Source organism: Halobaculum marinum (assembly GCF_029338555.1).
GTDB classification, from domain to species: domain Archaea; phylum Halobacteriota; class Halobacteria; order Halobacteriales; family Haloferacaceae; genus Halobaculum; species Halobaculum marinum.
Genome location: NZ_CP119990.1, coordinates 170,697 through 195,778 on the forward strand (window position 1 = coordinate 170,697; position 25,082 = coordinate 195,778).

Genomic DNA, 25,082 nt, shown 5'->3' on the forward strand with positions numbered 1-25,082 from the left:
CTCACTCCAGGTAGCCGAGGTCGGCCAGCCGTTCCTCGACCTCCGCGTCGTCGGTCTCCTCGGCCTCGCGGTCGCCCGAGAGCGGGCGACGCGTCCGGACGGCGCGCTCGGCGGGTTCGCTCCCCTCGGCGAACACGTCCAGCACCTCGCCGTCGAGGTCGTCGGGGACGGCCGCGCCCATGGTGTGCAGCAGCGTCGGCGCGAGGTCGACGATGCGGGCGCGCTCGGTCAGCCCGTCCGAGCGGAAGTTCGGTCCGGAGAACAGGAACACGCCCTCGGGCATGTTGCCGCCGAGCCACACGCCGGAGTCGGCGATGGCCTCGTTCGGCCCGATAGCGTCGCTGGTGTGCACACCGTCACCCTGGTCGAGGATGAGGTCGGGCGCGTGGTGGACGTACGGCCCCTCGTAGTACTCCTCACCGCGGTAGACTGCCTTCACGATGGGCTTGCCCGTCTCCGGGTGGCGAAGCGCCTCCAGCCCCTCGATCAGCTCCGTGCGGAGGTCCTCGTAGCCCGGGTCGTCGGGCTGGAGGGTGAGGTAGATCGGCCCCTGGTTGCTGGCGACGGCGCGCGTCTCGTCCCAGTCGAGGATCGACAGCACCCGGTCGCGCTTGACGCCCTCGTCCCACGGGATGACCTTCTGGATCCCCTCGGGGACGACCTTGCTGAGCGTCTCGACCATGTTGAGGCGCTTGGCGACCGAGAGCGCCCGCTCGCGGGTGATCCCCGCCTTGCGGAGCGCGCCGTCGATGTTGTTCTCGACCGAGAGGTACCCCTGCTGCTGGAGCCAGACGTTGATGTAGAACACGGCGTCGACGTAGCAGGTGCCGTGGTCCGACATCACGAGGATGTCGTGGTCTTGGTCGAGGAAGTCGCCGAGGTGCTTGTCGATGCGCTTCCAGGCGCGGTACACCGGCTCCTCGTCGTAGAAGTAGTGCTGTAGCGCCATGCTGTAGAACACTGTCAGGTGGAGGAAGTCCGGCTCCTCGCGCTCCATGAGCGCCTTCGCCGCCTCGAACCGGAGGTCGACGAGGTCCAGCACCGCCTCCACCTCGGCGTCGCCCTTCTCGGTGGGCGAGATCATCGGGGTGGGGTGGACCTTGTAGTCCAGTTCCTCGCGGAGGAACTCCTCGACGTGCGGGGGCGTGGCGAAGCCGCGCTCCAGCGAGCGGTACTCCGTCTCGGAGGCGTCGGGGCCACCGGCGACCATGAAGCCGTCGAGGTCCTTCGGCGGGTACGTCGACGGCTTGTTGATGACGCCGGCGGTCATCCCCTCGTCGTTGAGGTAGTCCCACAGCTCCGCGCTCTTGAAGTCGGTCGCGTCGTGGAACACGTGCTGACGGTTCTTCGTGTCGATGCGGTCGAACCGGAAGACGTCGAGCTTCCCGGGGTTCTTCCCGGTCGCGTAGCACTTCCAGTTCGGCACCGTCAGCGGCGGGAGACAGCTCTCCGAGACGCCACCGACGCCGTCGTCGATGAGCCGTTGCAGGTTCGGGAGGTCCCCACCGTCGAGCCAGTCGCCGATGAGGTCCCAGTTCGCTCCGTCCAGTCCGATCGTGATCGTTGTCATGTGGTGGTCGAGGGTGAGTGAGGACGGACCAGCCGCAACCCGCGTTTGACGGTGTTGATGGCGTGGTCCTTCGTTCGTTCGAGTAGCAGTTCGGGCATCGAGTCGGCCCACCGCTCGGGGTGGACGAGGAGACAGCCGCGGTCGAAGGCGCCCGCTCGCAGCAACGCCGCGAGTTCGGCGGTCGTGTCAGCGGAGACGGTCTTCTCGCTGTCGCCGACGGTGTAGTCTTTGATCTTCAGGGCGCCGTCGCGCCAGGTGCGCCCGGTGTCGGAGAAGTACGTCACGTCGACGAAGTCCATCGACAGGTACGCCTCGCCGAGGAGGTCGTACTCCGCGAAGTCGACGGCGTCGTCGCCGCCCCACATGTCGCGGTTGTCGTGGGGCGACAGGGGGTTGCCGTGCATACAGATTGTCTGCACGTCGCAGTAGCGGCGGAACATGCCGAGGTTGCGGGCGAACCGCTCGTGGGCCTCGGTCACGTCGCCGTCGGCGCGGACGAAGTCCTCGTAGTGGTAGCCGACCTCGTGGCCGAGCGACTCCAGCGAGGCCACGAACGCGGGGTCGAACGTCGACGTGCGCACGTAGTAGGTGGTCGAGACGCCGCGGTCGGCCTCGATGCGGGCCATCCGACGAGCGTTCGCGACCTTCCGGTCGACGTCGTGGCGGACGATCAGGTAGCGGTCGGGCCGCTCGTCGGGGTCGGTCGAGAGGTACTCGGCGACCGTGAGGAACGCGTAGTCGGCCTCCTCGGCGGCGTCGAGCAGGTCGACGTACGACTCGGTGGTGAACCCGTCGCCCATCAGTCACCCCTCCCGACGACGTACACGTCCCGCCCGATGCGGTCCTCGTCGAGCACGTCGCGCGTGTCGATGACGACCGCAGAGCGCGGTACCGAGGCCCAGTCGAGCGCTTCGAACTCCTCGTGGTCGGTCGCGAGGATCACGGCGTCTGCGTCGATGGAGCCCACCTCGTCGGGGTGGACCCACGTCGCCGGGACGCCCTCGCAGTCGACCATCGGGTCGCTCGCGTACACGGTCGCGCCGCGTGCGTCGAGCGTCCGGCAGATGTCGATAGCGGGGCTGGCGCGCGTCTCGGCGACGCCCGCGCGGTAGGTGAGTCCGAGGACGACGACCGCCGACCCGGACAACGCCTTGCCGTGGCCGTCGAGTTTCCCCTCCAGCAGGCCGACGATGTGCCCCGGCGTCGCGTCGTTGACCTCGCGAGCCGTCGCGAGCAGCGGCGCCGGCGTCTCCAGCCAGTTGAGCACGAAGTACGGGTAGTACGGGATGCAGTGCCCGCCGACACCCGGGCCGGGGTCGTGGATGTCGCAGAACGGCTGGGTGTTCGCGACGTGGATCGCCTCGCGGACGTCGATCTCCAGTTCCTCCGTGAACCGGGCCAACTCGTTGGCGAGAGCGATGTTGACGTCGCGGTACAGCCCCTCGAACACCTTCACCGCCTCCGCGGTCGTCGTGTCCGAGACGGGGATGACCTCGTTGGAGGTCAGTTCCTCGTACGCGAGCGTCGCCGCGCGGGTGCTCTCGTCGTCGATGCCGCCGACCACCTTCGGGTGGCCGCCGCGCACGTCGTGGAGCGCCCGCCCGCTGGAGGTGCGCTCGGGGCAGAACGCCAACCCGAAGTCGTCCGCGTCGAGGCCACTCTCGTAGCGCAGCAGCGGCCCGAGCACGTCGCGACAGGTCCGCGGGGGCAGCGTCGACTCAATGCACACCAGGTCGCCCGGCGAGAGGCCGCGTGCGATGTCGCGCGCAACCGACGTGACGACGGAGGTGTCCGGGTGGTCGTCCTCGGTGATCAGCGTCGGGACGATGACGACGTGGATCCGGGCGTCTTTCGCCGCCTGCACGGAGTCGGTGGTGGCGGTGAGCGACCCTGCGTCGACGAGGTCTGCGACCGCGTCTGCGAGGCCCGGTTCGTTCTGCACGTGACAGCCGCCCTCGTTGATCGTGTCGACGACGGACTCGTCGACGTCGACGCCGGTGACGGCGCCGGTGACCTCACCCCACACCGCCGCGATGGGGAGGCCCATCTTCCCGAGTCCGTAGACGGCGACCGGGAACTCCCCGTTCCGGAACGCCTCCCGCTGGGCAGCGGCGGGGCGGTCGCTCCCGTAGAAGGGAGCGGCCAACTCCGCACGCTCGCTCATCGACCCACCTCCTGGGAGATGGCGCCTGCGTCTTCGACGCGGATGATCCCCTCGATCTTTCGAGCGAGGTCGACCGCCGCGAGGCCGTCGGCTGCGGTGACCAACGGCTCGGTATCGTCACGAACGGCCTCCACGAACGACTGGAGTTCCGCCTTCAGCGGTTCGCCCGTCTCGACGAACGGCCGTTCGATGACGCTCTCCGTGCGGTGACGGACGGTGCCGTCGTCCTCGACGTACTCGGGAATCTCGCTGCGGTGGATCTCCACCGTCTGCGCCAGGTAGTCGACGACGACGTGGCACTCCCGCGCGGTGATCTCGATCTTGCGGACCTTCTGTCGGGTGATCCGGCTGGCGGTGAAGGTGGCGACGGTGCCGTCCTCGTACACGCACTGGGCGGTGGCGTAGTCGCCGTCGGCGGCGCCGGTGGCGCCAAGCATCCCGGGGCGAGCCCCGGTGATGGCGTTCACCACGTCGAGGTCGTGGATCATGAGGTCCGAGACGACCGTCCCGTCGAGCACGCGGTCGATCGGGGGGCCGAGTCGGCGGGCGTCGATGGCGACGACGTCGATGTCCGGGAGCACCCGCATTAGCGTGCGGACCGCCGGATTGAACCGCTCGACGTGACCTATCTGCAGGGTGATCCCGGCCTCCTCGGCGCTGGCGGCGAGGTCGCGACCGACCGAGAGGTCGTCCACGAACGGCTTCTCGACGAGCGCGTGGACGCCCGCGTCGATGCACTGTTGGAGCACCGGCGCATGGGCCGAGGTCGGCACCGCGATGCTCACGGCGTCGACCGCCGCCAGCAGGTCGTCGGTGTCGTAGGCGGACGTGCCGTACTCGCGGGCGACGCGTTCGGCGGCCTCGGTGTCCATGTCGGCGACGCCGACCAACTCGGCGTCGGCCAACTCGCGGTACACGCGGGCGTGGTTGCGACCCATGCTGCCGACGCCGACGACGCCGACGCGGATGCGTCCGTCCGCCGACGACCCGGGCCGACTCCCGTTGGAGTGGGTCACGAGTCCACCCGCTCGCTCGCACTTGCTTCGGGGACCCGCTCGGAGCCCTCGAACGACTCGACCGCCTCGACGATTGCCTCGAGGTCCGCCGTCGACAGCGCCGGGTGGACCGGCAGCGAGAGCACCCGGTCGGCCTCGCGCTCGGCCACCGGCATCTCGACGTCCACGTCGGGGTACGCCGGCTGCTGGTGGATCGGCATCGGGTAGTACACCGCAGAGCCGACGCCCTGGTCCGCGAGGTGCGACTCCAAGAGGTCGCGGTGGTCCGTGCGGACGGTGTACTGGTGGTACACCGACCGGCGACCCGCGGGTTCGACGGGCGTCTCGACCGCCGAGTCGGCGAGCCGGTCGGTGAGGTACGCCGCGTTGCCGCGGCGCGCGAGGTTGTACTCGGGGAGCTTCCGGAGCTGTGCGCGACCGATAGCCGCACAGAGGCTCGTCATGCGGAAGTTGTGGCCGACGGCGCCGTGCTGGTAGCCGACGGTCCGCCCGTGGTCACAGAAGCGGGCGGCCCGCTCGGCGACCTCGGGGTCGTCGGTCGTGATCATCCCGCCCTCGCCGCAGGTCATGTTCTTCGTCGGGTAGAAGGAGAAGCAGGCGGCGTCGCCGAGCGAGCCGACCGTCTCTCCCTCGTACTCCGCGCCGTGGGCCTGGGCCGCGTCTTCGACGAGGAACACGTCGTGTTCGTCCGCGAGGTCGCGCAGTGGCGCCACGTCCGCGGGCATCCCGTAGATGTGGACCGCGAGGATTGCGGCCACGTCGTCGCGCTCGTCGAGCACCTCGGCGACCCGGTCGGGGTCGAGGTTGAGCGTCTCCGGTTCGACGTCGGCGAACACCGGTTCGGCGCCCGCGTGGACGATGGAGTTGGCGCTCGCGATGAACGAGAACGGCGTGGTGATCACCGCGTCGCCCTCACCGATGCCGAGCGCCTCGAACGCGGCATGCAGGGCCGTCGTCCCGTTGGTCGCCGCGACCGCGTGGTCGGTGCCACAGAAGCGGGCGAACTCGCGCTCGAACGCGCGGACCTCCTCGCCGTCGGCGAGTTGGCCCGACTCCATCACGCGCATGACGCCCTCGCGCTCGTCGGCCCCGATGTCGGGGTTGGCGAGGGGAATCACGCGTCGTTCCCTCCCTGCAGTTCCTCGGGGAGTTCGCGGAACTCGGCGGGCGCGCCGACCGCAAGCGTCCGCGGCGGGACGTCGCGGGTGACGAGCGCGTTGGCGGCGACGAACGCCCCCTCGCCGACGGTGACGCCGGGGAGGATGGTCGCGTTCGCGCCGACGGACACGTCGTCCTCCAGCGTCGGCGCCGACAGGTCGCCGTCGGTTCGCAGCGGGTACGGGTCGTTCGTCAACACGGCGTGGGGGCCGAGGAACACGCGGTCGCCGAGCGTCGTCCCGGTCGGGCAGTAGACGCCCGTCTGGATGCGGACGCCGTCGCCGAGCGTGCAGTCGCCGTCGAGCACCGAGTGGGTGCCGACCAGCACGTCGTCGCCGATGACCGTCCCCTCCCGGACGAGCGCGTGGTGGCCCGTGGCGAAGCGGTCGCCGATGGCAACATCCGCGTAGATGATCGTCCCCGCTCGGATCGTCGCGTCGTCGCCGATGACCGGCTCGCGCCCGTCGTCGGTCATGAGCGTCGCGCCGGGAGAGACGTCGGTGGTCGAGGTTCCCCCGGTGGTCGAGGTCCCCCCGTCCGTCCGCGCGTGTCCGTACGCGTCCGTCATTCCACGGTCACCTCGGTCGGTCCCGTCGCAGCGAAGTCGCCGTCGCACGCGGACCTGCAGGTGTTCTGTACTCCGTTCCGTTCGACTGTGCTGAGTGGAGACATGTTCCATGTTCCGCCGGTGGCGGTTGTCTCGGGATGGCCCGTTCCACCCATTGTTATGAACGGGCTTGTCAGGAGTTAGAGGAGTTCTGACCGCACGCGGGCGGCGCCTCGCACACGACGAACAGCGCCGGGCCGAGGGTCGCCGAGAGTGGCCCAGACCGCCCCAGTAGCCGGATCCGATCGAACCCCGCCGCACGGAGGTGGCGACACTGCGTCCGGGGGTCAGTGAAGTGGACGCGCTTGGGCGAGTCCGTGCTCGGGTCGTGGCGAAACGGCGACCCGAGCGTGCCGCTGTAGCCGTTGGCGGCCCAGTACCGCGCGAGTCGACCGAGGACGGATCGAGTCGGCGGAACCGGCAGGAGCCACCGGAGGCGGTTGCGCGTCGCGAACGCGAATGTCCCGCCGGGGACGAGGACGCGAGCGACCTCCGCGATCGCGGCCGCGCGTGCGGTGGCTGGACGTAACTCGTCGATGCCGTTGTACGAGAACAACACGGCGTCGAAGGTGTCTGCGTCGAACGGGAGCGCCGCGGCGTCTGCGACGACGAGGTCAGCGTCGACGCCCGCACGACCCGTAGCACGCATCATCGGTTCGCTCAGGTCGACCGCGACGACGTCGAACCCGCGATCAACCAGCGGGACGGTCGTTCGGCCGGCGCCACAGCCGAGGTCGAGCACGCGGCCTCCCGCCGGGAAGTGTCGGTCGACGGCATGAGCCTCACGCTCGAACAGTCCCCGCTCGCGCAAGCGCGTGTAGCGGGAGACGAACGCGTCGGAGTCGTACGAGCCTCGCGCCATCCGAGCTACCAGTCGCGGTCAAGATCGCTCCCGATACCGCCGGAGCCACACGACCCGTCGTCGCCCTCGGACGACTCGGCGATCCCCTCGCGTGTCGAGACGTTGCGACGACTGAGGTTGGACTCGTTCAGCACGAACGGGTACCCCGTGACGGAGACCGATGAGTCGAGGAACTCGCCCGAGACGTGGTCGGCGTGGATGCCGTCGCGGTCCGTGCCCGGCTGGTAGATACAGATGTCGCGGAAGGTGACCCCCTCGCGGTCGGACGCCTCGATGGCGGCCCCGCTCCCGGCGGTGCCGGTGATCGTGAGCGACTCACAGACGAACGGCCCCGCCCGGCTCGCGTCGTTGGCGGCACTCTTCATCCGGATGGCGTTCACGTCTTCGGCGTCGACGCGGATGAGACAGTTGCGGACCGTCGCCGACTGCAGTTCGGAGGCGAACGTGATCGCGCCGTCGCTGGAGGTGACCTCCAGCATCTCGACGAGGCAGTCCTCCACGACGACCGACCGACCGGCTCGCAGACGGATGCCGCGCATGTTCACCCCGCCGCGGGTGCGGTCGTCACACCGGACGTGGACGCCCCGGACCACCGCGTCGTCGGCGACCTCGATCCGGACGCCGGCGACGCCGTTGTTCTCGTACAGGCCGCCGACGACGTGGACCGACCCCTTCGGCGGGTTCGCGTACAAGCCGTTGTCGGGGAAGCGGTCGATCTCGCAGTCGACGAACGACACGTCCCCACGGTTGTCGTCGCCGACCTCGCAGCCGGTCACCTTCGTGTCGGGGGGTGCACCGTCCGGGAGGAACAGCCGACGGACCATCCCCGAGCCCTCGGCGTCGGTCACGTCGACGCGGAACAGGTCCTGGTTCACGTCCGCCTCGCCGCGCACGGCCACGTCCTCGATGAGCAGATTGTCGGCCTTCGCGAGCAACGGCCGGCCGCCAGTGTCCTCGGCACTGAAGTCGAACGTGATGCCGGCGAAGACGGCGTTGCCAACCGGTTCGGGCCACCCGAACGACACGATCGTGTCGTCGTTCCCCTGGGGCGGGACGATTGTCGCGTCGGCTCCGACGATACCGATCCGCTCGTCGCCGGCGAAGGAGACAGTTTCCTCGATCAGGTACCTGCCGCTCGGAAGGTACAGTAACTCCTCCGGTCCGGCGTGTTCCGCGAGTATGTCGTCGATCGGAGATTCGCCGGTCGGGTCGGCGCCGAGGTCCGTCACGTCGGTGACCGTGTCGAACCCCCACTCCTCGGCGAGGAGGGCAGAGGTCGACGGGGTGGGTGTGGACGACGCCTCGGTGAGCGAGTCGCCGCGTCCCGGGAGCGGAGGCCGGTCGGTCGCGGCGTCCGAGTCGGGTGGTCCGCCGCAGCCAGCGAGCCCAGCTGCGACCGAGAGAGCGGCGAGTCGCCGGAGGAGTGTCCGGCGTTCGGTGTTCACGAGTCGGTACTGGGGCACCACGAGGGATTGTTATACGGCTCCCCCACCCCGTAAGCGGAGACTGCCACCCCACCACAGGCGCCGCCGCGGTGGCTGTCACACGCCCAGGAACACGCCGACGTTCGCTCTGCGATCGCTGCCGAAGTACGCCGAAGTTACAACTCCTCGAGTATGATTTCCCTTCGTTGGGAACTGAATAACAATACCACTCCCCGCCCGGGTGGCACTGTATGCCAGAGTGCGTGACATGCGGCAGCCACGTGACGGAGCAGTTCGCACGAGTGTTCGGAGACAACCGAAACGTTGTGCATCGCTGCATCGCGTGTTCGCGAGCGGCGGACCTCGACGAGAGCCCGGCGCCGGGCGACGGCGAGGGCAGGCGTGACCGACGCGAGTTGACGACCTGGAGCTAGCGACGTGCCAACAGATCGAGCGAGGAGCGTCGGATGACCGGGGGCGGAACTGGCGACCCTGGGGGTGGCCGCTTCGACGACGCGCAGTCGGTGCGCTCGCTGTCGGCCGACCAGCTCCGCGAGGTCGTCGCGTCGACGTGGCGAGCGTCGGGCTGGCGCGTCGAGGCCGCCGACGCCGACGAAGATCTGTTCGTCGCGACCCGAGGAGAGGACGGAGAGACGCCCCGCGAGCGACGCCTCCTCCAGGTGCTCTGTGGTGGGCGCGAGCCCAGCGCGCCGACCGTCAGGCGCGCCGTCGAGTTCATGCGCCGCCACGACGCCGATGGCGCGGTCGTTGTCTCGACAGTCGGGTTCGGCTCCGGCGCCGTCGCGGTCGCCGACGCCTACGGCGTCGACCTCGTGGGACCGGCGGCACTGGCGCGCGCCGTCGACACCACCGACGAGGACGCTGCTCGCGACGACTGAACCCATTTATGTAATAGCCCGTAACTATACGGTGTATCTGGTAGCTGTCAGTTGATCACCCGAGAGGATCCCAGATGCCTTGAGAGGCCCATTGCCGAGCAAATAGTGGCGAATTTCTCCAAGAGAGATCAGTCTGTTCTCGAACAAAAATCGCTGGGACACCGGTGGAGATATATACGACGGTTTGTAAGGCGGTGGTAGTAGTTATCGTACCTATGACGGTAGACAAGAGCGCGGGCGGCGACACGGCGAGTCAGGGGCCGACTGACCGGTCAGAGTGGACCGAGTTCGACCGACCGAGTACAGCCGTCGTCGTTGCGGTCGCTGAGGCGACCGGGAGAGATTCGACGGAGCTCCAGGTACTCAACGAGAGCATCGACGGTGACGCACTCGACGCACTGCTTACCGACTCACCCAAACAGGTCGAAGTAAGCTTCGAGTACGCTGGTGCGACCGTCCGACTCTCTTCGGACGGCACTCTCGTAGTCGAGACGTTCGAGTGAACTGAGCGAGGGCACCAGACCGAAAAGTGGAGCTGCGTGTTCAGCGCAGTTTGTTGTACAGCGAGACGGCCATGTCCATCGTTCGCGAACAGCTCTTGAGCCGGTAGTACGGGACCAACTCCGGCGCGAACTTTGCCTTGTACTCGGCGATGCGCTGGTTGTTGGCGCCGGCTAGGTCGAACGCCGTAACGCCGCGGTCGGCGGCGGCTCGACAGTAGTGCCAGTCGAGGATGTCGTTTGCTGGGAGGTCACACGACGGCTTGGCGGAGCCGAGCCACCGGATCGCCGTGCCGTACCCCTCGATACAGATGGTGCCCGCGACGACCTCGCTGTCGACGCGACACACCGTCGGCCGGACCATCCCCTCCGGCAGCGCCTCGTAGAGGTCCACGACGAACGACGCGTCGACAGGGAACGACTCCCCTTGGTCGGCGTGGCGCGCCGCTGTCTGCTCGATGATCGTCTCGATCTCGGCGGCGCCGCCGGGACCGATCTCGTAGTCGATCGCGTAGTCGTCGGTGACGTTTCGACGGGCGTCCGAACTGAAGCTCGCCAGCAGGTCGTCCTCGTCGGTCGTGAGGTCGATGACGTACGTGTACCGCGGGTCGACCTCGTACGCTCGCCACGAGAACGGCCGCACGTCGTCGTAGCCGGGTGGCGTCCGGAGGTGCACGAGCGCCGGGTCGACCGTTTCAGAGAGGTAGTCGAGTGTCTGTTCGACGAACTCGTGGTGTTGGCGTTCGAGGCGGCGGCGCTTCGGCGCGCCACCGCGGAGCACGAGCGACGGGCCGAGGTACGGCACCTTCAGCTCCGGGGGCGGCGAAAACACCCCTTTCACCGGTCCCCGGTCGACCTCGAACACGGGGAAGACGCCGACCGGTTCCTGTCCCTTGAAGCCGCCAAGTCGGTGGAGGCGCGCGCCGCTCGCCGCCGAGAGCACATCGAGCGCCTCCGCGCGGTGGAACGGCGTCGCCGTGCACGCGTGCTCCAGGTAGCTGTTCCACGTCTCGTCGTCCTCGACCGGGCGGATCTCGATGCTCATCGGTCCCCCTCGAGGTAGCCGAGCCCCGACAGTCGCGCTCTGACCTCTTCGGTGTCGGCGCGGTCGATGTCGCGGGCGCTGAACGGTGCGTACTCGATGGGCGGCACCGACGACACGGGTTCGAGCGTCTCCCCGTCCATCCGGTCGCTCGGCGGAACACCCATCGCCGACAGCACCGTCGGGGCCACGTCGAACAGGTGTGGGCGACCGAGTGGGGCGTCGGGGTCGACGCCGGTGCCGGTCATCGAGACGATGCCGGTCGGCTTGTGGTTCCACGGCTCGGACGGCGGCCCGAACTGCTCGTCGCGCAGGGACGCCGAGAGGTACACGTCGAACTCCGCGGGGAGCACGACGATGTCGGGCGCCTCCTCCAAGTACGGACCGTGGTACACCTCCTCCCGCGGGACGACGGCGGAGAACACCGGCTCGCCGTCCGGCGTCCGAACCGCCTCCAGCGCGGCGATTAAGTCGTCGCGGACGGACGGGTACTCACTGGGCGAGACGACCCCGTTCGGTTCGCGACCGGCCTTGTTGATCCGGACCCCCAACTCCGTGCGCGAGCGCATGTACGCCGTCGAGACGGGGAAGTCGACGCGCTCGGTCGCGGCGTGGACGGTCTCCTTAGAGACGTGATCGAGGACGAACCCGTCGAGGCGCAGCGCCCCGAGGATGCGCCCGATCCGCTGGCTCGTGAACCCGAGCGCAGACGCGCCCTGGACGATCCGGCGTGTTAACGACGGCGAGTCGTTCCCGTCGCGGGCGAGTTCGCCCCATGTCGGCATCCCGCCTTCGCCCGTCGTCGTCTGGACGAACGACTCCTCGTCGAGGAACGTGTTCACGCGGAACTCCGGCCCCGCGTACGGGCCGATCCCGTGGTCGCTGGCGACGATCACCGTGTCGGGGTCGCACTCGTCGAGGGTGCGAGCGATCTCGTCGTCGACCGCTTCGAACACGCGTCGAACTGCCTCGTCATTCTCCGGCTGTTCGTGGAAGACGGTGTCCGTCTGCTGGAACTGGAGGAAGCCGAAGTGAGGGTCGTACTTCCGGGCGAGATGGCGGAACGCCGCCCCACGCATCTCGGTAAGCCGCTCGTACCACTCGATCTTCTCATCTCCCTTCGCGTGCGCGGGTGCGTAGATCGCGTATTCACCGAGTGCGTCGCGGAGGTCGTCGAGCAGGCCCTCGGGGTGGCAGGTCGGTTCCTCGGGGGAGACGTACCCTGGGACTAGTGCCCCGTCGAACGGTCGAGGCGGCCCAGTCACCGGGACGTTCACCACGACGCTGGTGAGTCCGCGCTGGTCGAGCAGTTCCCAGATGGCGTGTTCGCGGACGTCCGTGCGGTCGACGAGGCCCCAGTCGTAGCCGTCGAACCGGAGGAAGTCGTACACGCCGTGTTTTCCGGGGTTGACACCGGTGTACAGCGACGGCCACGCGCTCGGCGTCCACGGCGGGATCTGCGAGTCCAGATCCCCCGAGACGCCTCCCTCGAACAGCGAGGCGAGCGTCGGCAGTCGCCCCTCGTCGAGCATCGGGTCGAGTACCGGCCAACACGCACCGTCGAGACCGATCAGTAGAGTTCGGAGGCGGGAGGGGTCTCTCTCATTCACAGTCCCATCCACTCTAGATCCGTTCTTTGTTATGTCCGGCCCCACGGCGGTAGCGGCTTAGTAAGATCAAACTGCCGATCCGTACCGAGGCAGTCGTCAGACGGCGAGCCGTGTCGGGGCTTACCAACCACGATATCCGTCCTACCCGTCGAGTATCGGACCCTACTGGCCGTGAGTACGACCGTACTGACGCGTCGGATGGTCGTACGGGGGGTATAACGACCGGTCTCCACTGACCGGACTACGAGGCTCGTGACAACCGTCTTCTGGCGAGTAGGGGCGGGGGCGCTCTACAACCAACGAACCTACTGAGACCACCAGTTACCTTACTTCGTTGAAATCTCTGCCTACGCGGCTTCAGTTATTCGAGTGGCATCTGAATAATATCTGGCTCACATCTTGGGGCCACCGTACGACGAGCATACCGCCGTTAGGATGGAATTAGCTCCTACCTACCGCCGTTCTGGGGCGAAGTCGTCGGATCCTACTTTATTATATCCGCGACCTTCCAACCATGGCAGACAGCCATACCGGGGATGACGAACGGAATGAGCGACCTACCAACGAGAACGAGCAGGCTACCGCGTCTGCGAACCGCCGAACGCTGCTGAAGGGTATCGGCGCGTTCGCGACGGTCGGCGCCGGCGGCGTGCTGGCGTCGGAGGCTGCGTCCGCGGCCGGCGACTTCGGCGACTACAGTTCCCCCTCGGGTGAGGTCACGATCCCGGCGGGCGAGTACACGTGGGACGACGACGACCTCGACATCGGGTCGAGCGACGCGCTGATCGGGGGCGGCAACCCCGGCGACGTCGTCGTGAACATGGCCGGCGGGACGATGGACGGCAACATCTCGGGGCGCTTCGAGAACATCGTCATCCGCGGCGACAACAAGGACTCGAAGTCCGGCATCGACGTCGCGGACGGTGCGGTCATCGACGGCTTCCACTGGCCGGAGGGCGGCCAGCAGAGCGAGGACCGCTGTTTCTACAACCCTGACGGCGGAACCCGTGCGACCGTCAAGAACTCCTCGTGGGCGTGGATGGTCAACAACGGTGCGTACACGGACAAGATGCCGATGACGTACGAGAACTGTGCGTCGATCAACAACAACATCGCGGGCATCCGCGTCGGTCACCGCGAGTCCGACACGAGCGACGTCACGTACATTAGGAACTGCCTAATCGCCCTGACGCAGACGCCGGAGTATGACGACACCAACTCCCCGCACGCCCGCGGTATCCGGATGCGCCAGAAGGGGACGTTCGTCATCGAGAACTGTTACTTCGTCTACTTGGACGTCGACGGCGCCGCGGACCTCATCGAGATCCACGACGGCGCGGAGGACTCCGACGTCACCATCCGCAACTGCGCGTTCTACAACGACACCGACCGCGACCTCGTGCGTGACAAGGGGAACGGCATGGCGGACGTCACCATCGAGGACTGCTCGTTCCACGGCTCCGGGAGCGACCGGATCGAGCCCGACTACGACGGCAACGGGCTCGTCGACAAGGACGTCACCTTCCCGCTGCCCTCGGAGATCACCGGCTACAAGGTGGCCGACGAGGCAGAGGGCGTCGGCGCGGGCATCGGCCCGTGGGACGGCTCCTCGACCGGCTCGACCTCCACGACCGACGAAGAGGACACGACCGACCCCGCCAACTACGAGCACACGCTCGTCTTGGAGGCGAGTGAGGAGAACCCGGTCGACGACTCGGCGACGCCCGGCGACTTCGACCTCGACGTGTTCGTCTCCGGTGAGGCGACGTTCGGCGAGACCGCCGAGCAGGACCAAGACTCCATCACCTCGACGAGCGACGGCGGGTCGCAGATCGAGGTGAACAACCTCAAGCCCGGCGAGCTCGACTCGTTCCGCTTCAACGGCGAGGTCGTCGACTACATGATGGACGACGGCTACGACGTGACCGTCTCGCTCGACGGGAACACGACCACGTTCGCGGAACTCGTCGGCGAAGAAACGAGCACCGGCGACACCACGGACGACTCCACCGACGACTCCACCGACGGCTCCACGGACGGGAGTACGGACGACTCCACCGACGGGAGCACCGACGGCAGTACCGACGGCTCCACCGACGGGAGTACGGACGGCTCCACGGACGGGTCCACCGATGGTGGGTCGACGTCGACCGACGACCTGACGAAGCGCGTCGTCGTCGACGGCGACAACAGCGGTCGCCCGACGAACTACACGTTCACGGTCTCCGGTGACGTCGTCCGCGACGAGGACGCCAGCAGCCGCACGGCGGACGGCACCAACTGGGACCGCGTCCAGGACTTCGCACAGGACGGACAGGTCATCGGCCTCGTCGGCAGCGGCGTCGACGCCTACCGCTTCAGCGGGAACATCACCAGCGTGACCGTTGACGGCGAGGCGACGTTCACCGTCGAACGGGGGCTGTGATGTCGCAAGCCGTGAGCGACACCTGGCGGGAACTCCCGCCGAACCCTGACCCGCTGGAGGATCTGGGGTACGACCTCATCGAGCTGGACTTCATCCCCACGTCGACGAGCGGGGGGAAGGAAGTCCTCGTGCTCCCGACTGACGAGGACATGCTCCGCGAGGACGCGTTCATCGTCGTCGACCGGAGTTCGGTCACCGACCTGAGCGACCGGGTCTGACCGAGCCAACCGAGTCGATACCTCGACCGCGACATCTGTTCTTTTCCCCGCTGACACGCCGCCCTCCGGCGACACCCCCGGTCGGGAGTCTGCCCTCCACCCGACCGGGTCACGCCCCGACGCCGTACAGTTCGACCACGGACGGGGTAATTCGCACCCAGTACCCCCACAGTTCGAACGAGACGACCGCACTCGACGACTCTACGAGGCAGTTCAACGCGTCGGCGTCGATCGAGTCTTGGAGGACCGGCGACTGCGACGCCGGGTCTACACCGAGCCGTTCGAACACGAGCAGCAACTGCTCCGTCGGCGTGAGCCACGGGCTCCGCGGGTCGACGGCGTCCGGCAGTCGGTCGGTGAAGCTTGGCATCAACACGGGCACGCCTCCCTGTGTTCGGAGTGACCGGTCGGGACGTTCACTGACGGTCGGATGACGGGTCCGCCGGCCGGTCGGCGCTCGCGTCGCCCTCACGGACGACCGCGAGCGACTGGAGCGCCGTTCTGATGTGGTAGCGCGCCTCTGGGGACTCCGACGTAGCGAGCGCCCGGCGCAGCGACCGTTCGAGCAGGGACAACCCGGGCGAGTTGCGGGCAACAGCTCCCGAATCGTCGGACAGTTCCATGGTCGGTGGGTCGCCACCGTCGGACTAAGTTATATGGCTGTTTCGGTCGCGCGGTCCGGCAATGTGACCGCCCTACCCACCTCATACCCTCGATTTCGGCCAGTACGACGCCAGTAGGATCACCGACTCCGTGGCTGCCGTCGCTCGCGTTCGCGACAGACGATTCCCGGGCGAAGAACGAACGACGAGACAGGGTCGTGTGTCACTGTCGCACGGTCGCGAGATTGTCGCCCGGTCGCGAGATTGTCTCCCGGTCGCGCGAATGTCGTTCGAAACAGAGAGTAACCACGAGATAGCGGTTGGTACGACCAGCCTTCGCGGCTCGGTCGTCGCGACCGCCGTCAGGGCAAGACGGTCCGAAGCCGTCCCGCGGCCCCGTCGGCGAGGACGCGAACGGTGTGACCCTCGACGAGGGCGAACCCGGCGAGCACGAGTGCGAACCCTGCGACTGCGCCGGGGCGGGGCACGTAGCCGAACGCCGCGAACGCCAGCGCAGCCGCCGTGAGCGGTTCGAGGTAGCCGACGAGCGTCGTGCGGGTGGCGCCCACCGACGACAGCAGGCGGAAGTACAGGAGGAAGGCGACGACGCCAGGGCCGACGACGAGGAACCCGAGCGTGAGCAGGCCGGTCGGCGACGTCGAGGCCGTCTGTGGCTCACCCAGGACGCGGCTCCCGAAGTGGAGCAACAGTGCACCCGCGATCATCCCCCATCCCTGGAGCGCCGCCGTCGAGATGGCCGGTGAGACGCGCCGCAACAGGAGGGTGCCGACGGCGAACGCGACCGTCGCCGCGAACACCAGCGCGGCCCCCATCGGAGCGACGCCGCCAGCGCCGCCGGGGTCGGTGACGGTCACGACGCCGAGGAACCCCACGCCGACACCCGCGTACCCGGTGACGCCGAGGCCCTCCCCGCCGACCAGCGCCGGGGCCAGCAACGCCGTGACGACCGGTGCGAGCGCGACCACCGCGGCGGCGACCGGACCGGGGACGCTCTCTTGCCCGACGTACAACAGCGCGTGGTGAGCGAACACCACGAACACCGCGACCACGGCGACCGCCGCGAAGTCGTCGCGCGTCCGCGGGAGCACTCGCCCCGCGCGAACCGCGGCGACGACCAACACCAGCGCACCCGCGATGTCGTACCTGACAGCCGCGAACAGCAGCGGTGGCCACTCTTTCACGCCGGCCTCGATGGCGACGAACGACCCGCCCCACAGCGTCGCAAGCAGCACGAACAGAACCGGAGTCGTCGGCACCTGTCTCCAAACAGAACGGACATTCATTGTTTCTGTTCCAACTTCACCGATGTTCGCTGATAAGGGCTTCTACTCGATCGAGGTTTGTCGAAGGTTCTCTCTCATACTCGACCGTGATGGTTGGATCGCGTTCGAGAACTCCGTCTGGTGGTCGGATTGGATGGGAACTATGCGGGTGGACGACGGTGTGCCGGTATGGACGAGCGTGACCTCCGCATTCTCAAGGCGATCGCCGACCTCGGCACCGGGAGTCCCGAGCGGATCCACGAGGAGACCGACATCCCCGTCTCGACCGTCCACTATCGGCTGAACAACCTCCGCGAGGCGGGCGTCATCAGGAACGACCTGTACGACCTCGACCTCGACGCTCTCGGCCTCGGCGTGACCGTGTTGGTCGAGGTGCTCGCAGACTACGCCGGCGAACACGAAGACGTCGCCGGGACGATTGCCGACATCGAAGGGGTGACGACGCTGCTGTCGACGATGGGCGAGACGGACTTCGTCGCCGTCGCCCACCTCCCCGACGACGACGCAGTCGGGCGACTCCTCCGCGAGTTCGAACGAGTGCCGGCGGTCGAGCGGACGAACTCGACGTACGTGATCGAGACGCTGTACGACGACGCACGTGCGCTGTCGTCGTACTCGCTGGAGTCACTCGTGGCAGCGCTGGCGGACGAGTAGCCTGGGTCACGACCCCACCTCGTCCGGAGTAACCCTCGCCTACGAGCCCCCACAGTGGTTAATTTCAATACCCCCGGATAGATTCTCCACACCAGGCAGACGGCGCGTTCGCGTTGGTTTCGAGTGGGTGTGTGCCGTGCAAACCGTAATCATTTACCTATCCTGTGACACTCAACAGGCAGCAGACGACGATGAGTGGTTCACCAGATCCCGTCGCGCTCCTCCACGTCGACGGGGACCGTTCGTTCGCTGCCGACGTTCAGGCGACGCTGGCGACCGTCGACGGTGGGGTCGACGTGGAGCGCGTGTCGACGGTCCGCGACGCGCGGGCCGCGCTCGACGACGGCGGATTCGACTGCGTCGTCACGGCGTACGCGCTCCCCGACGGCGACGGCGTGGAGTTGGTGGAGGTGGCGCGTGCGGCGGGACACACCCTCCCGTTCGTGCTGTTCGCAGACGACGACTGTTCAATCCCGACGGGTGAAGCGGTCGGTGCGGATCTCGCAGGGTACCTCCCGAAAGATACCAGCGACGACAGCGTCGCGGCGCTCGCGACCGCCACCCGAGCCGCCGTAGCGGCCCACCGAACGGACACGGACGGGCGGCATCTCGACGATCCCGAACCCGATCTGGCGAACTGGACGACCCGGCGGGACGACCGCTTCGACGCCGCGTTCGAAGCGCTCCCGTACCCCGCCGCCCACGTCGACATCGCGGACGGCGTCAACGTCGTCAAGTCGGTGAACTCGGCGTTCGAGTCGGTCTTCGGCGTCGACCGCCAGACGGCCGCCGGGCGGTCGATCAACGACTTGATCGTTCCACCCGACGGCGTGAGTTCGGCCCGGGCCATCGACGACCGTGTCGCTGCTGGCGAGTTAGTCGAGGCTGAACTCGAACGGGTGACGGCCGATGGGCCCAAGCAGTTCCTCTTTCGCGCGCAGGGGTTCGAGGGCGCCGACGGCGGGGGCGAGGCGCTCGGCGTCTACGTCGAGATCACTGAACGGAACCGCCGCCAGCGCGAGTTGGAGCGGTACGCACGAATTATCGAGGCTGCGGGCGACCCGGTGTACACGCTCGATGCGGAGGGGAACTTCTCGTACGTGAACCGTCAACTCGGGGCGCTCACGGGCTACGACTCGGATGACCTCGTCGGCGAACACGTGTCCACGCTCATGGACCCCGAGGATGTGCGCCGCGGGACGGACCTCATTCGAGAACTGATCTCTGACCCCGAGCGAGAGCGCGGGACAGTGAGGATACTCATCAAGACCGATGACGGAGAGAAGATACAGACGGAGACGCACATCGCCTTGCTGCCGCGAGATGATGAGGCCCACGACGCCTTCGCGGGCACCGTCGGAGTGATCCGCGACATCACCGACCGGGTCGAGCGCGAACGCCGGCTGGAAGCCCAGAACGAACGACTCGACGCGTTCACGGGCGTCGTCGGGCATGACCTCCGGAACCCGCTCAACGTCGCGCAGGGGCACCTCGACCTCGCACGTGAGAGCGACGACCCCGTGCGCTGCGCGGATTCGTTCGAGGCCGTCGAACGTTCGCTCGAACGCATGGAGAGGTTGATCGACAGCTTACTCGTGCTCGCACGGGAGGGCGAACCGGTCGTCGAACCGGAGCCGGTTCGGATCGCCGACGTGGCCGAGGCGTGCAAGCCGATGGCCGAGACGATGGGCGGCACGCTGGACGTACGCGCCTCGGGACGAGTGCTCGCCGACGAGAGCCGAGTCCAACAGCTCGTCGAGAACCTCGTCCGCAACGCGATCGAACACGGGCAAGAGGGCGTCACCGTCAGCGTCGTCGACACCGACGACGGTTTCGCCGTCATGGACGACGGTCCTGGCATCCCGGAAGACGTGCGGGAGAACGTGTTCGAGACGGGCTACTCGACGACCGTGGACGGGACGGGGCTCGGGCTGAGTATCGTCGCGCGCGTCGCCGAAGACCACGGGTGGGAACTGTCGGTCGACGAGTGTGCCGAAAACGGGACGAGGATCGAGGTCAACGGGATAACGCGTCCCGACGGGCGGACCGACGAGCGGCAGACCGAGGAGCAACGAGCCGACGACGCCGCCTGAGCGACTGGACGACGGCAGACGGTATCCGCGAACGGCCAGCACGATTCGCACCACGAGCGGTCAGTCGGACGCGTGTGGCGTGCGATCCAGTGTGCTGGGCGCTTTATCGAGTGAGCGAGCGTACGAACGTGTATGAGCACACCAACCGAGGTCAACATGGTGGACCGCTCCAACGATGGTTTGGACCGGGAGTCTCGGCGCCCGCGAGCGAGAGCGGTCGGCGTGGCGACGGGGCTGACGCTCGCGGCGTTCGTCGCCTCGCTGGTGACCGGCATCGTGTTCGCCGTCCCGGCGCTGCTCGCCGGCGTCGACGTGACGAGTCCGCTCGCGTTCCTCGCGCTGTTGGTCGCCGGCCAGGTTGGCATGGTCGCCGTCGGCGCGGCGTACGTGTGGCGGACCGGCTTCGTCGTCCCCGTCGCTGTCCCCGACCGGCGGCAGATCCGGGAGACGGTCGTCGCCACGGTCGCTGCGCTCGTCGCGGCGGTCGCCCTGATCGCACTCGTGTCGGCCGCGGGACTCGCTCCCGGGTCGGTCCTGGAGGGCGCTGTGACCGCCGAGCCGCGACTCCTCCTCGGACTGGCCGCGCTCTCGGTGGTGCTAGTCGCCCCCATCGAGGAGTTCCTCTTCCGCGGCGTGATCCAGGGACGACTTCGCCTGGCGTTCGGCCCGGTCGGCGCCGTCGCGGGCGCGTCGCTACTGTTCGGGTCGCTCCACCTCGCGAACTACACTGGCGCGGTCGGGAGCGTCGTCGTGGGCGCGCTGCTGATCGCGGTCGTCGGCGCGGTGTTCGGCGCGCTGTACGAGCGCACCGGCAACCTCGTGGCCCCCATCGTCGCCCATGGTGTCTACAACGCCGTGTTGTTCCTCGGGAGCTACGCCGTCGCCTGAGCCGACCGGGCGGTGTGGTGCCGAGCGGGCGGTGCCGATGGCGTCAGCGCTGGGGGGATCGCTCCTCGTACGGCTGGACGACGACGAACCCCTCGTCGCCGTCGAACGTCATCTGGTAGCGCTCGTTTGACGACTGGCCGACCATGTCGCCGAGGCTCCGGTTCGTCTCGATGCCGGGCGAGAGGTCGCCGCTCCAGGCAACCGTCGCCGCGGGGTCGGTCTTCACCGGGGGCGTCAACACGAGCGGGTCGCCGTGGGTCGTGATCGCGACCATCCCGGGACCCGAGAGGTACACGTTCGTGAGGCCGGCGGCGGACGCGCCGGCGAGGCTCCCGACCGTCCCGATCTCGTAGGAGACGCGATCCTCGAACGCCAGCACGTCGTTGCCGTTGACGGAGATGGACTCGCCGGCGTCGAGGTCGAGCACCTGGATGCGCTTGCCCTGGTCGGCGACATACACCGCGCCGGTGCCCTCGACCGTCATCACCGGCGTCCCCTCGCCGCTGGCCGCCTGCTTGAGGAACCCGGTGAGGCCGCCCTCCGCGGAGGACTTGCCGGTGAACGACAGATCGCCCTCGTAGGCGACCATCGATCCGGCCTTGACGAGGACGCTGCCGTCAACGTCGATGTCGAGCAGTTTGCTGTTCTCCAACTCGAATCGCTCGCGTCGCTCTCGCGGGGCGTTCGCGCTGACGAAGTCGTCGAGATTCATGATAAGTGAGTCGCGTCTGCGGCTCTACGGCGTACTGTCGCGGCATCGGAGATAAACCCACGCGTGGACGCGGCCCGACGTGACCCATACCCTTTGGTCGGGGGGCCCGAACGGCGACGCGTGTACGACACGATCCTGCTCCCGTACGACGGGAGTGACGGGGCGCGAGCGGTACTCGATCACGTCGCTGAGCTGGCCGATGCGACCGACGCGACCGTACAGGTCGTGTACGTCGCCGACACGAGCCGGGATAGCGTCACGACGGTCGGGTCGGAAGTCGTCGACGCGCTCGAACAAGAGGGTGAGGCGGTGGTCGAGGAGGCGAAGGGGACGCTCGTGACCGCCGGCGTCGACGTCGAGACGGACGTGGTGCAAGGCGACCCTGCGGCGACGGTCGTCGAGTACGCCGACCGCTACGGCGCGGACTTGATCGTGATGCCGTCGCGTGGCCGTAAAGGCGCCTCCCGTGTCCTGTTGGGGAGCGTCGCCGAGAAGGTGATCCGACTCTCGCCGGTCCCCGTCTTGACCGTCCGGATGCGCGAGGACGAACGACTCCAGTTCCCCTACGAACGGGTGCTCGTTCCGACCGACGGGAGCGCCGCCGCAGGACACGCCGCCGACCACGCGGTCGCACTCGCGGCGACACTGGGAGCCGAAGTGGACGTGCTGTCGGTCGTCGACGACGGCGGCCTGGCCGCGGATGTGCGGTCGCTCGTCGGCGACGAGGACGACGACTCCGAGGCAACCGCCGCGGTCCAGACGGTCGCGGACGCCGCCGCCGAGCAGGGCGTCGACGCGGTCACCGCCGTCGAGCACGGGTCTCCCGCGGAAACGATCGAGGCGTACGTCGACGCCAATGACATCGACCTCGTCGTCCTCGGCACCACTGGGCGAGGTGGCCTGGACCGACTGCTCCTCGGCAGCGTCGCCGAACGGTGCGCGCGGTCGGTGCCAGTCCCCGTGTTGACGGTCCCGAACCAGCCCGACGAGTGAGCGCCAGCGAACCCCCCGACGAGGTGGTACTCCTCCCCGCCGAACACCACCGTGTCCGCAGTAATTGCCGCGAGGACGACGACCGACGCCGGAACGCAACCCTCTTGTTTAGGTTACCCTAATCCGAGCGCGAATGGAGTTGTCGCGACGTGACGCGCTGGCGGCGCTGGCGGCCGCAGGAGTCGCGGGCGCGGGGTCGCTCGCCGGCTGTTCGGCGCCGACCGCAGACGGCGCGGCCACGTCCCCGCCCGGGGACGGCGAGTCACCGGTGGGTGAGCACGAACTGACGACGCTCGTGGCCGTCGCCTCGGTCGTCTACCCCTCGGCGGTCGAGGGAGTCGAGGAGTTCGTCGCGACGTACACGGGTGGTCGCGTGGACGGCGGCGACGACTACGCGGCGGGCGTCGCGACGGCGATAGCCGACCTGGACGACTACACCCGGGACCTGTTCGGCGACGAGTACGCCGCCCTCGACGCCGAGCGACGGCTGGAGGCGCTCGACGTGATGAGCGTCGACGTCGTCGAACCCGCTCGCCACGGGACGGCGGCACAGCGGGTCCGCCACTACGTCGTGAACGAGTTGCTGTACGCACTGTACACTTCCCCGACGGGCGCGGCGCTGGCCGGGTTGGAGAACCCGCCCGGCTACCCTGGGGGGACGCGTTCGTACCAAGAGGGGCCAGACACATGAGCGGCGGCGAGGACCGCGCAGCCGTCGACCGTACGCCGTCGCCGCGGGCGGACGTGTGCGTCGTCGGCGCCGGGCCGGCCGGCGCCATCGTCGCGGCGGAACTCGCGTCGGCTGGCTACGACGTGGTCGTGCTCGACGCCGGGCCGCGATTCGACCCCGACGACCGCCCGGAGCGGATGGAGCGACACCTCCGACCCGGCGACGACCGACCGATCTGGGACACGGACAGCGAGCGCGACGCGTTCGTCAGTAGCGGCGACCGCCACTACCCGCTGAACGCCGCGCGAGTGAAGGGGGTCGGTGGGAGCACGCTCCACTGGCAGGCGATGGTGATGCGGATGCACGAACAGGACTTCGAGTTGGCGTCCGCGACGGGGATGGGCGCCGACTGGCCCATCGAGTACGACGACCTCCGCCCGTTCTACGCGCGCGCCGAGGAGGAACTGTCCGTGGCGGGCGCCTCGGACAACCCGTTCGCGCCACCCCGCGAGGAGCCACATCCGCTCCCCGCGTTCCCGCCGTCGTACAGCGACTCACTGTTCGCCGAGGCGTGCGAGACGGTCGGGGTTGCGACCCACTCGGTCCCGAACGCGCGCAACTCCGAGCCGACCGACGAGGCGGGCGCCTGCGTCGGCTACGGCACCTGTAAGCCAGTCTGCCCGTCGGGCGCGAAGTACGACGCCACCCGCCACGTCGCCGTCGCGGAGGCGAACGGCGCGCGCGTCCTCGACCGCGTGCCCGTCCAGCGACTCGACCACGACGCCGCGGGCGAGCGCGTGACTGCCGCGGTGTACGCGACCCCCGACGGCACCGAACACCGGCAGGAGGCCCGCGAATTCGTCGTCGCCGCCGGCGGCGTGGAGACGCCGCGCCTGCTCCTCCTCTCGGAGAGTGAGACGTACCCCGACGGCCTCGCGAACTCCTCGGGGGCCGTGGGCCGCTACTTCATGGACCACCTGTTCGCGGGGATGGGCGGCACGCTCGACGAGCGGACGCGCCAGAAGCACGTCGGGTTCAACACGACCGAGAGCCACCAGTTCTACGACCGCCCGGACGACTCGCGCACGGCGATCAAACTGGAGTTCCTCAACTACGCCGGCCCCGCACCGGCTGACGTGGCGCTGTCGGCGGACACCTTCGGCGACGAGTTGCTGGACCAGATCCGTGACGCGTACGGTACCCACGTCGCGATGGGCGCACTCGTCGAGCAGTTGCCCCGGCGAGAGAACCGGATCCGACTCCACCCCTCGCGCACGGACGACCATGGCAACCCCGTGCCGGACGTGGTGTGGAGTCTGGATGCGAAGACGCGCGTGACCATCGAGCGCGCGAACGCCATCCAACGCGAGGTGCTGACCGAGATGGGCGTCGACGTGGACTGGACCGTCGGCCCCGAGAACACCGGCCCCGCGTACCACCACATGGGGACGACCCGGATGGGGACAGACCCCGACGAGAGCGTCGTCGACCCGCAGTTACGCACCCACGACCTCGCGAACCTCACGCTCGCCGGGAGTTCCGTGTTCGTCACCGGCGGCGCGATGAACCCCACACTCACCATCGCGGCGTTATCGCTGAAAGCCGCCGAGCACGTCGCCGAGCGACTGTAGACGCGGACACGACGGACGAAAGACATTTGCTCGTGCCAGC

The 25,082-nt window shown here is 68.3% G+C and carries 25 protein-coding genes; 11 read left to right on the plus strand and 14 right to left on the minus strand.

All coding sequences use genetic code 11. The features are described from left to right. Nucleotide 1: 1 nt before the first annotated feature. The 8 genes from P0R32_RS16145 to P0R32_RS16180 form a co-directional block, all read right to left on the minus strand. The gene (locus tag P0R32_RS16145) at nt 2–1,570 is read right to left on the minus strand and encodes an alkaline phosphatase family protein (protein ID WP_276239484.1); all 1,569 of its coding nucleotides are present in this window, start codon (nt 1,568–1,570) and stop codon (nt 2–4) included. After that, entirely contained in the window at nt 1,567–2,370 is an 804-nt protein-coding gene (locus P0R32_RS16150) for a hypothetical protein (RefSeq protein WP_276239485.1), read from the minus strand. Before P0R32_RS16150 ends, P0R32_RS16145 begins: the two co-directional genes overlap by 4 nt. After that, nucleotides 2,370–3,734, minus strand: coding sequence for a nucleotide sugar dehydrogenase (locus P0R32_RS16155; RefSeq protein WP_276239486.1), 1,365 nt, complete (start codon nt 3,732–3,734; stop codon nt 2,370–2,372). The genes P0R32_RS16150 and P0R32_RS16155 overlap by 1 nt, the downstream gene beginning before the upstream one ends. After that, the gene (locus P0R32_RS16160) at nt 3,731–4,750 is read right to left on the minus strand and encodes a Gfo/Idh/MocA family protein (protein WP_276239487.1); all 1,020 of its coding nucleotides are present in this window, start codon (nt 4,748–4,750) and stop codon (nt 3,731–3,733) included. Before P0R32_RS16160 ends, P0R32_RS16155 begins: the two co-directional genes overlap by 4 nt. Beyond that, nucleotides 4,747–5,868, minus strand: a complete 1,122-nt coding sequence (locus P0R32_RS16165; protein WP_276239488.1) for a DegT/DnrJ/EryC1/StrS family aminotransferase — start codon at nt 5,866–5,868, stop codon at nt 4,747–4,749. The genes P0R32_RS16160 and P0R32_RS16165 overlap by 4 nt, the downstream gene beginning before the upstream one ends. Next, nucleotides 5,865–6,383 carry an acyltransferase gene (locus P0R32_RS16170; protein ID WP_276239649.1) on the minus strand — a complete coding sequence of 173 codons (519 nt, stop codon included), beginning with the start codon at nt 6,381–6,383 and terminating at the stop codon, nt 5,865–5,867. The genes P0R32_RS16165 and P0R32_RS16170 overlap by 4 nt, the downstream gene beginning before the upstream one ends. Nucleotides 6,384–6,648: 265 nt before the next feature. Next, a complete protein-coding gene (locus P0R32_RS16175; RefSeq protein ID WP_276239489.1) occupies nt 6,649–7,377 on the minus strand; it encodes a class I SAM-dependent methyltransferase in 729 nt (242 codons plus the stop codon). Nucleotides 7,378–7,382: 5 nt separating this feature from the next. Next, the gene (locus P0R32_RS16180; RefSeq protein WP_276239490.1) at nt 7,383–8,822 is read right to left on the minus strand and encodes a right-handed parallel beta-helix repeat-containing protein; all 1,440 of its coding nucleotides are present in this window, start codon (nt 8,820–8,822) and stop codon (nt 7,383–7,385) included. Nucleotides 8,823–9,052: 230 nt separating this feature from the next. On the opposite strand from P0R32_RS16180, the gene P0R32_RS16185 reads away from it, so the two are divergent. The 3 genes from P0R32_RS16185 to P0R32_RS16195 all read left to right on the plus strand — a co-directional run bounded on the left by P0R32_RS16185 (nt 9,053) and on the right by P0R32_RS16195 (nt 10,203). Next, nucleotides 9,053–9,235, plus strand: a complete 183-nt coding sequence (locus tag P0R32_RS16185; RefSeq protein WP_432765139.1) for a DUF7563 family protein — start codon at nt 9,053–9,055, stop codon at nt 9,233–9,235. A 33-nt stretch (nt 9,236–9,268) separates the two neighbouring features. Then, nucleotides 9,269–9,700 (plus strand): restriction endonuclease, encoded by a 432-nt coding sequence (locus P0R32_RS16190; protein ID WP_276239491.1) that lies wholly within the window; start codon nt 9,269–9,271, stop codon nt 9,698–9,700. Between the two features lie 164 nt (nt 9,701–9,864). Next, on the plus strand, nt 9,865–10,203 hold the full coding sequence (locus P0R32_RS16195) for a HalOD1 output domain-containing protein (protein ID WP_276239492.1): 339 nt from the start codon (nt 9,865–9,867) through the stop codon (nt 10,201–10,203). A gap of 40 nt (nt 10,204–10,243) precedes the next feature. On the opposite strand, the gene P0R32_RS16200 is transcribed toward P0R32_RS16195, so the two are convergent. Both P0R32_RS16200 and P0R32_RS16205 read right to left on the minus strand, forming a co-directional pair. After that, on the minus strand, nt 10,244–11,245 hold the full coding sequence (locus P0R32_RS16200) for a GNAT family N-acetyltransferase (protein ID WP_276239493.1): 1,002 nt from the start codon (nt 11,243–11,245) through the stop codon (nt 10,244–10,246). Beyond that, the gene (locus P0R32_RS16205; protein ID WP_276239494.1) at nt 11,242–12,774 is read right to left on the minus strand and encodes an alkaline phosphatase family protein; all 1,533 of its coding nucleotides are present in this window, start codon (nt 12,772–12,774) and stop codon (nt 11,242–11,244) included. Before P0R32_RS16205 ends, P0R32_RS16200 begins: the two co-directional genes overlap by 4 nt. Before the next feature lie 592 nt (nt 12,775–13,366). Here P0R32_RS16205 and P0R32_RS16210 point away from each other — a divergent pair. Together P0R32_RS16210 and P0R32_RS16215 are read left to right on the plus strand one after the other, a co-directional pair. After that, on the plus strand, nt 13,367–15,277 hold the full coding sequence (locus tag P0R32_RS16210) for a right-handed parallel beta-helix repeat-containing protein (RefSeq protein ID WP_276239495.1): 1,911 nt from the start codon (nt 13,367–13,369) through the stop codon (nt 15,275–15,277). Nucleotides 15,278–15,288: 11 nt separating this feature from the next. After that, complete coding sequence (locus tag P0R32_RS16215; protein WP_276239496.1) at nt 15,289–15,495, plus strand: hypothetical protein; 207 nt, start codon at nt 15,289–15,291, stop codon at nt 15,493–15,495. Between the two features lie 109 nt (nt 15,496–15,604). Here the strand turns inward: P0R32_RS16215 and P0R32_RS16220 are convergent, their stop codons facing one another. From P0R32_RS16220 to P0R32_RS16230, 3 genes are all read right to left on the minus strand, one after another. Continuing rightward, nucleotides 15,605–15,865 (minus strand): HalOD1 output domain-containing protein, encoded by a 261-nt coding sequence (locus P0R32_RS16220; RefSeq protein WP_276239497.1) that lies wholly within the window; start codon nt 15,863–15,865, stop codon nt 15,605–15,607. Nucleotides 15,866–15,911: 46 nt separating this feature from the next. Continuing rightward, nucleotides 15,912–16,118, minus strand: coding sequence for a hypothetical protein (locus tag P0R32_RS16225; protein ID WP_276239498.1), 207 nt, complete (start codon nt 16,116–16,118; stop codon nt 15,912–15,914). A 341-nt stretch (nt 16,119–16,459) separates the two neighbouring features. Next, complete coding sequence (locus P0R32_RS16230) at nt 16,460–17,374, minus strand: DMT family transporter (RefSeq protein ID WP_276239499.1); 915 nt, start codon at nt 17,372–17,374, stop codon at nt 16,460–16,462. 195 nt (nt 17,375–17,569) lie between these two features. Between P0R32_RS16230 and P0R32_RS16235 the strand changes: the two genes are divergently transcribed. From P0R32_RS16235 to P0R32_RS16245, 3 genes are all read left to right on the plus strand, one after another. Next, complete coding sequence (locus P0R32_RS16235; RefSeq protein ID WP_276239500.1) at nt 17,570–18,055, plus strand: Lrp/AsnC family transcriptional regulator; 486 nt, start codon at nt 17,570–17,572, stop codon at nt 18,053–18,055. A 191-nt stretch (nt 18,056–18,246) separates the two neighbouring features. Further along, a complete protein-coding gene (locus P0R32_RS16240; protein WP_276239501.1) occupies nt 18,247–20,148 on the plus strand; it encodes a hybrid sensor histidine kinase/response regulator in 1,902 nt (633 codons plus the stop codon). A 132-nt stretch (nt 20,149–20,280) separates the two neighbouring features. Then, on the plus strand, nt 20,281–21,036 hold the full coding sequence (locus P0R32_RS16245; protein ID WP_276239502.1) for a CPBP family intramembrane glutamic endopeptidase: 756 nt from the start codon (nt 20,281–20,283) through the stop codon (nt 21,034–21,036). A gap of 43 nt (nt 21,037–21,079) precedes the next feature. Here the strand turns inward: P0R32_RS16245 and P0R32_RS16250 are convergent, their stop codons facing one another. After that, the gene (locus tag P0R32_RS16250) at nt 21,080–21,748 is read right to left on the minus strand and encodes an AIM24 family protein (RefSeq protein WP_276239503.1); all 669 of its coding nucleotides are present in this window, start codon (nt 21,746–21,748) and stop codon (nt 21,080–21,082) included. Between the two features lie 120 nt (nt 21,749–21,868). Here P0R32_RS16250 and P0R32_RS16255 point away from each other — a divergent pair, with 120 nt between their 5' ends. From P0R32_RS16255 to P0R32_RS16265, 3 genes are all read left to right on the plus strand, one after another. Next, the gene (locus P0R32_RS16255; RefSeq protein ID WP_276239504.1) at nt 21,869–22,741 is read left to right on the plus strand and encodes a universal stress protein; all 873 of its coding nucleotides are present in this window, start codon (nt 21,869–21,871) and stop codon (nt 22,739–22,741) included. A 133-nt stretch (nt 22,742–22,874) separates the two neighbouring features. Beyond that, a complete protein-coding gene (locus P0R32_RS16260) occupies nt 22,875–23,432 on the plus strand; it encodes a gluconate 2-dehydrogenase subunit 3 family protein (protein ID WP_276239505.1) in 558 nt (185 codons plus the stop codon). Then, a complete protein-coding gene (locus P0R32_RS16265; RefSeq protein WP_276239506.1) occupies nt 23,429–25,042 on the plus strand; it encodes a GMC family oxidoreductase in 1,614 nt (537 codons plus the stop codon). Before P0R32_RS16260 ends, P0R32_RS16265 begins: the two co-directional genes overlap by 4 nt. Nucleotides 25,043–25,082 lie beyond the last annotated feature (40 nt).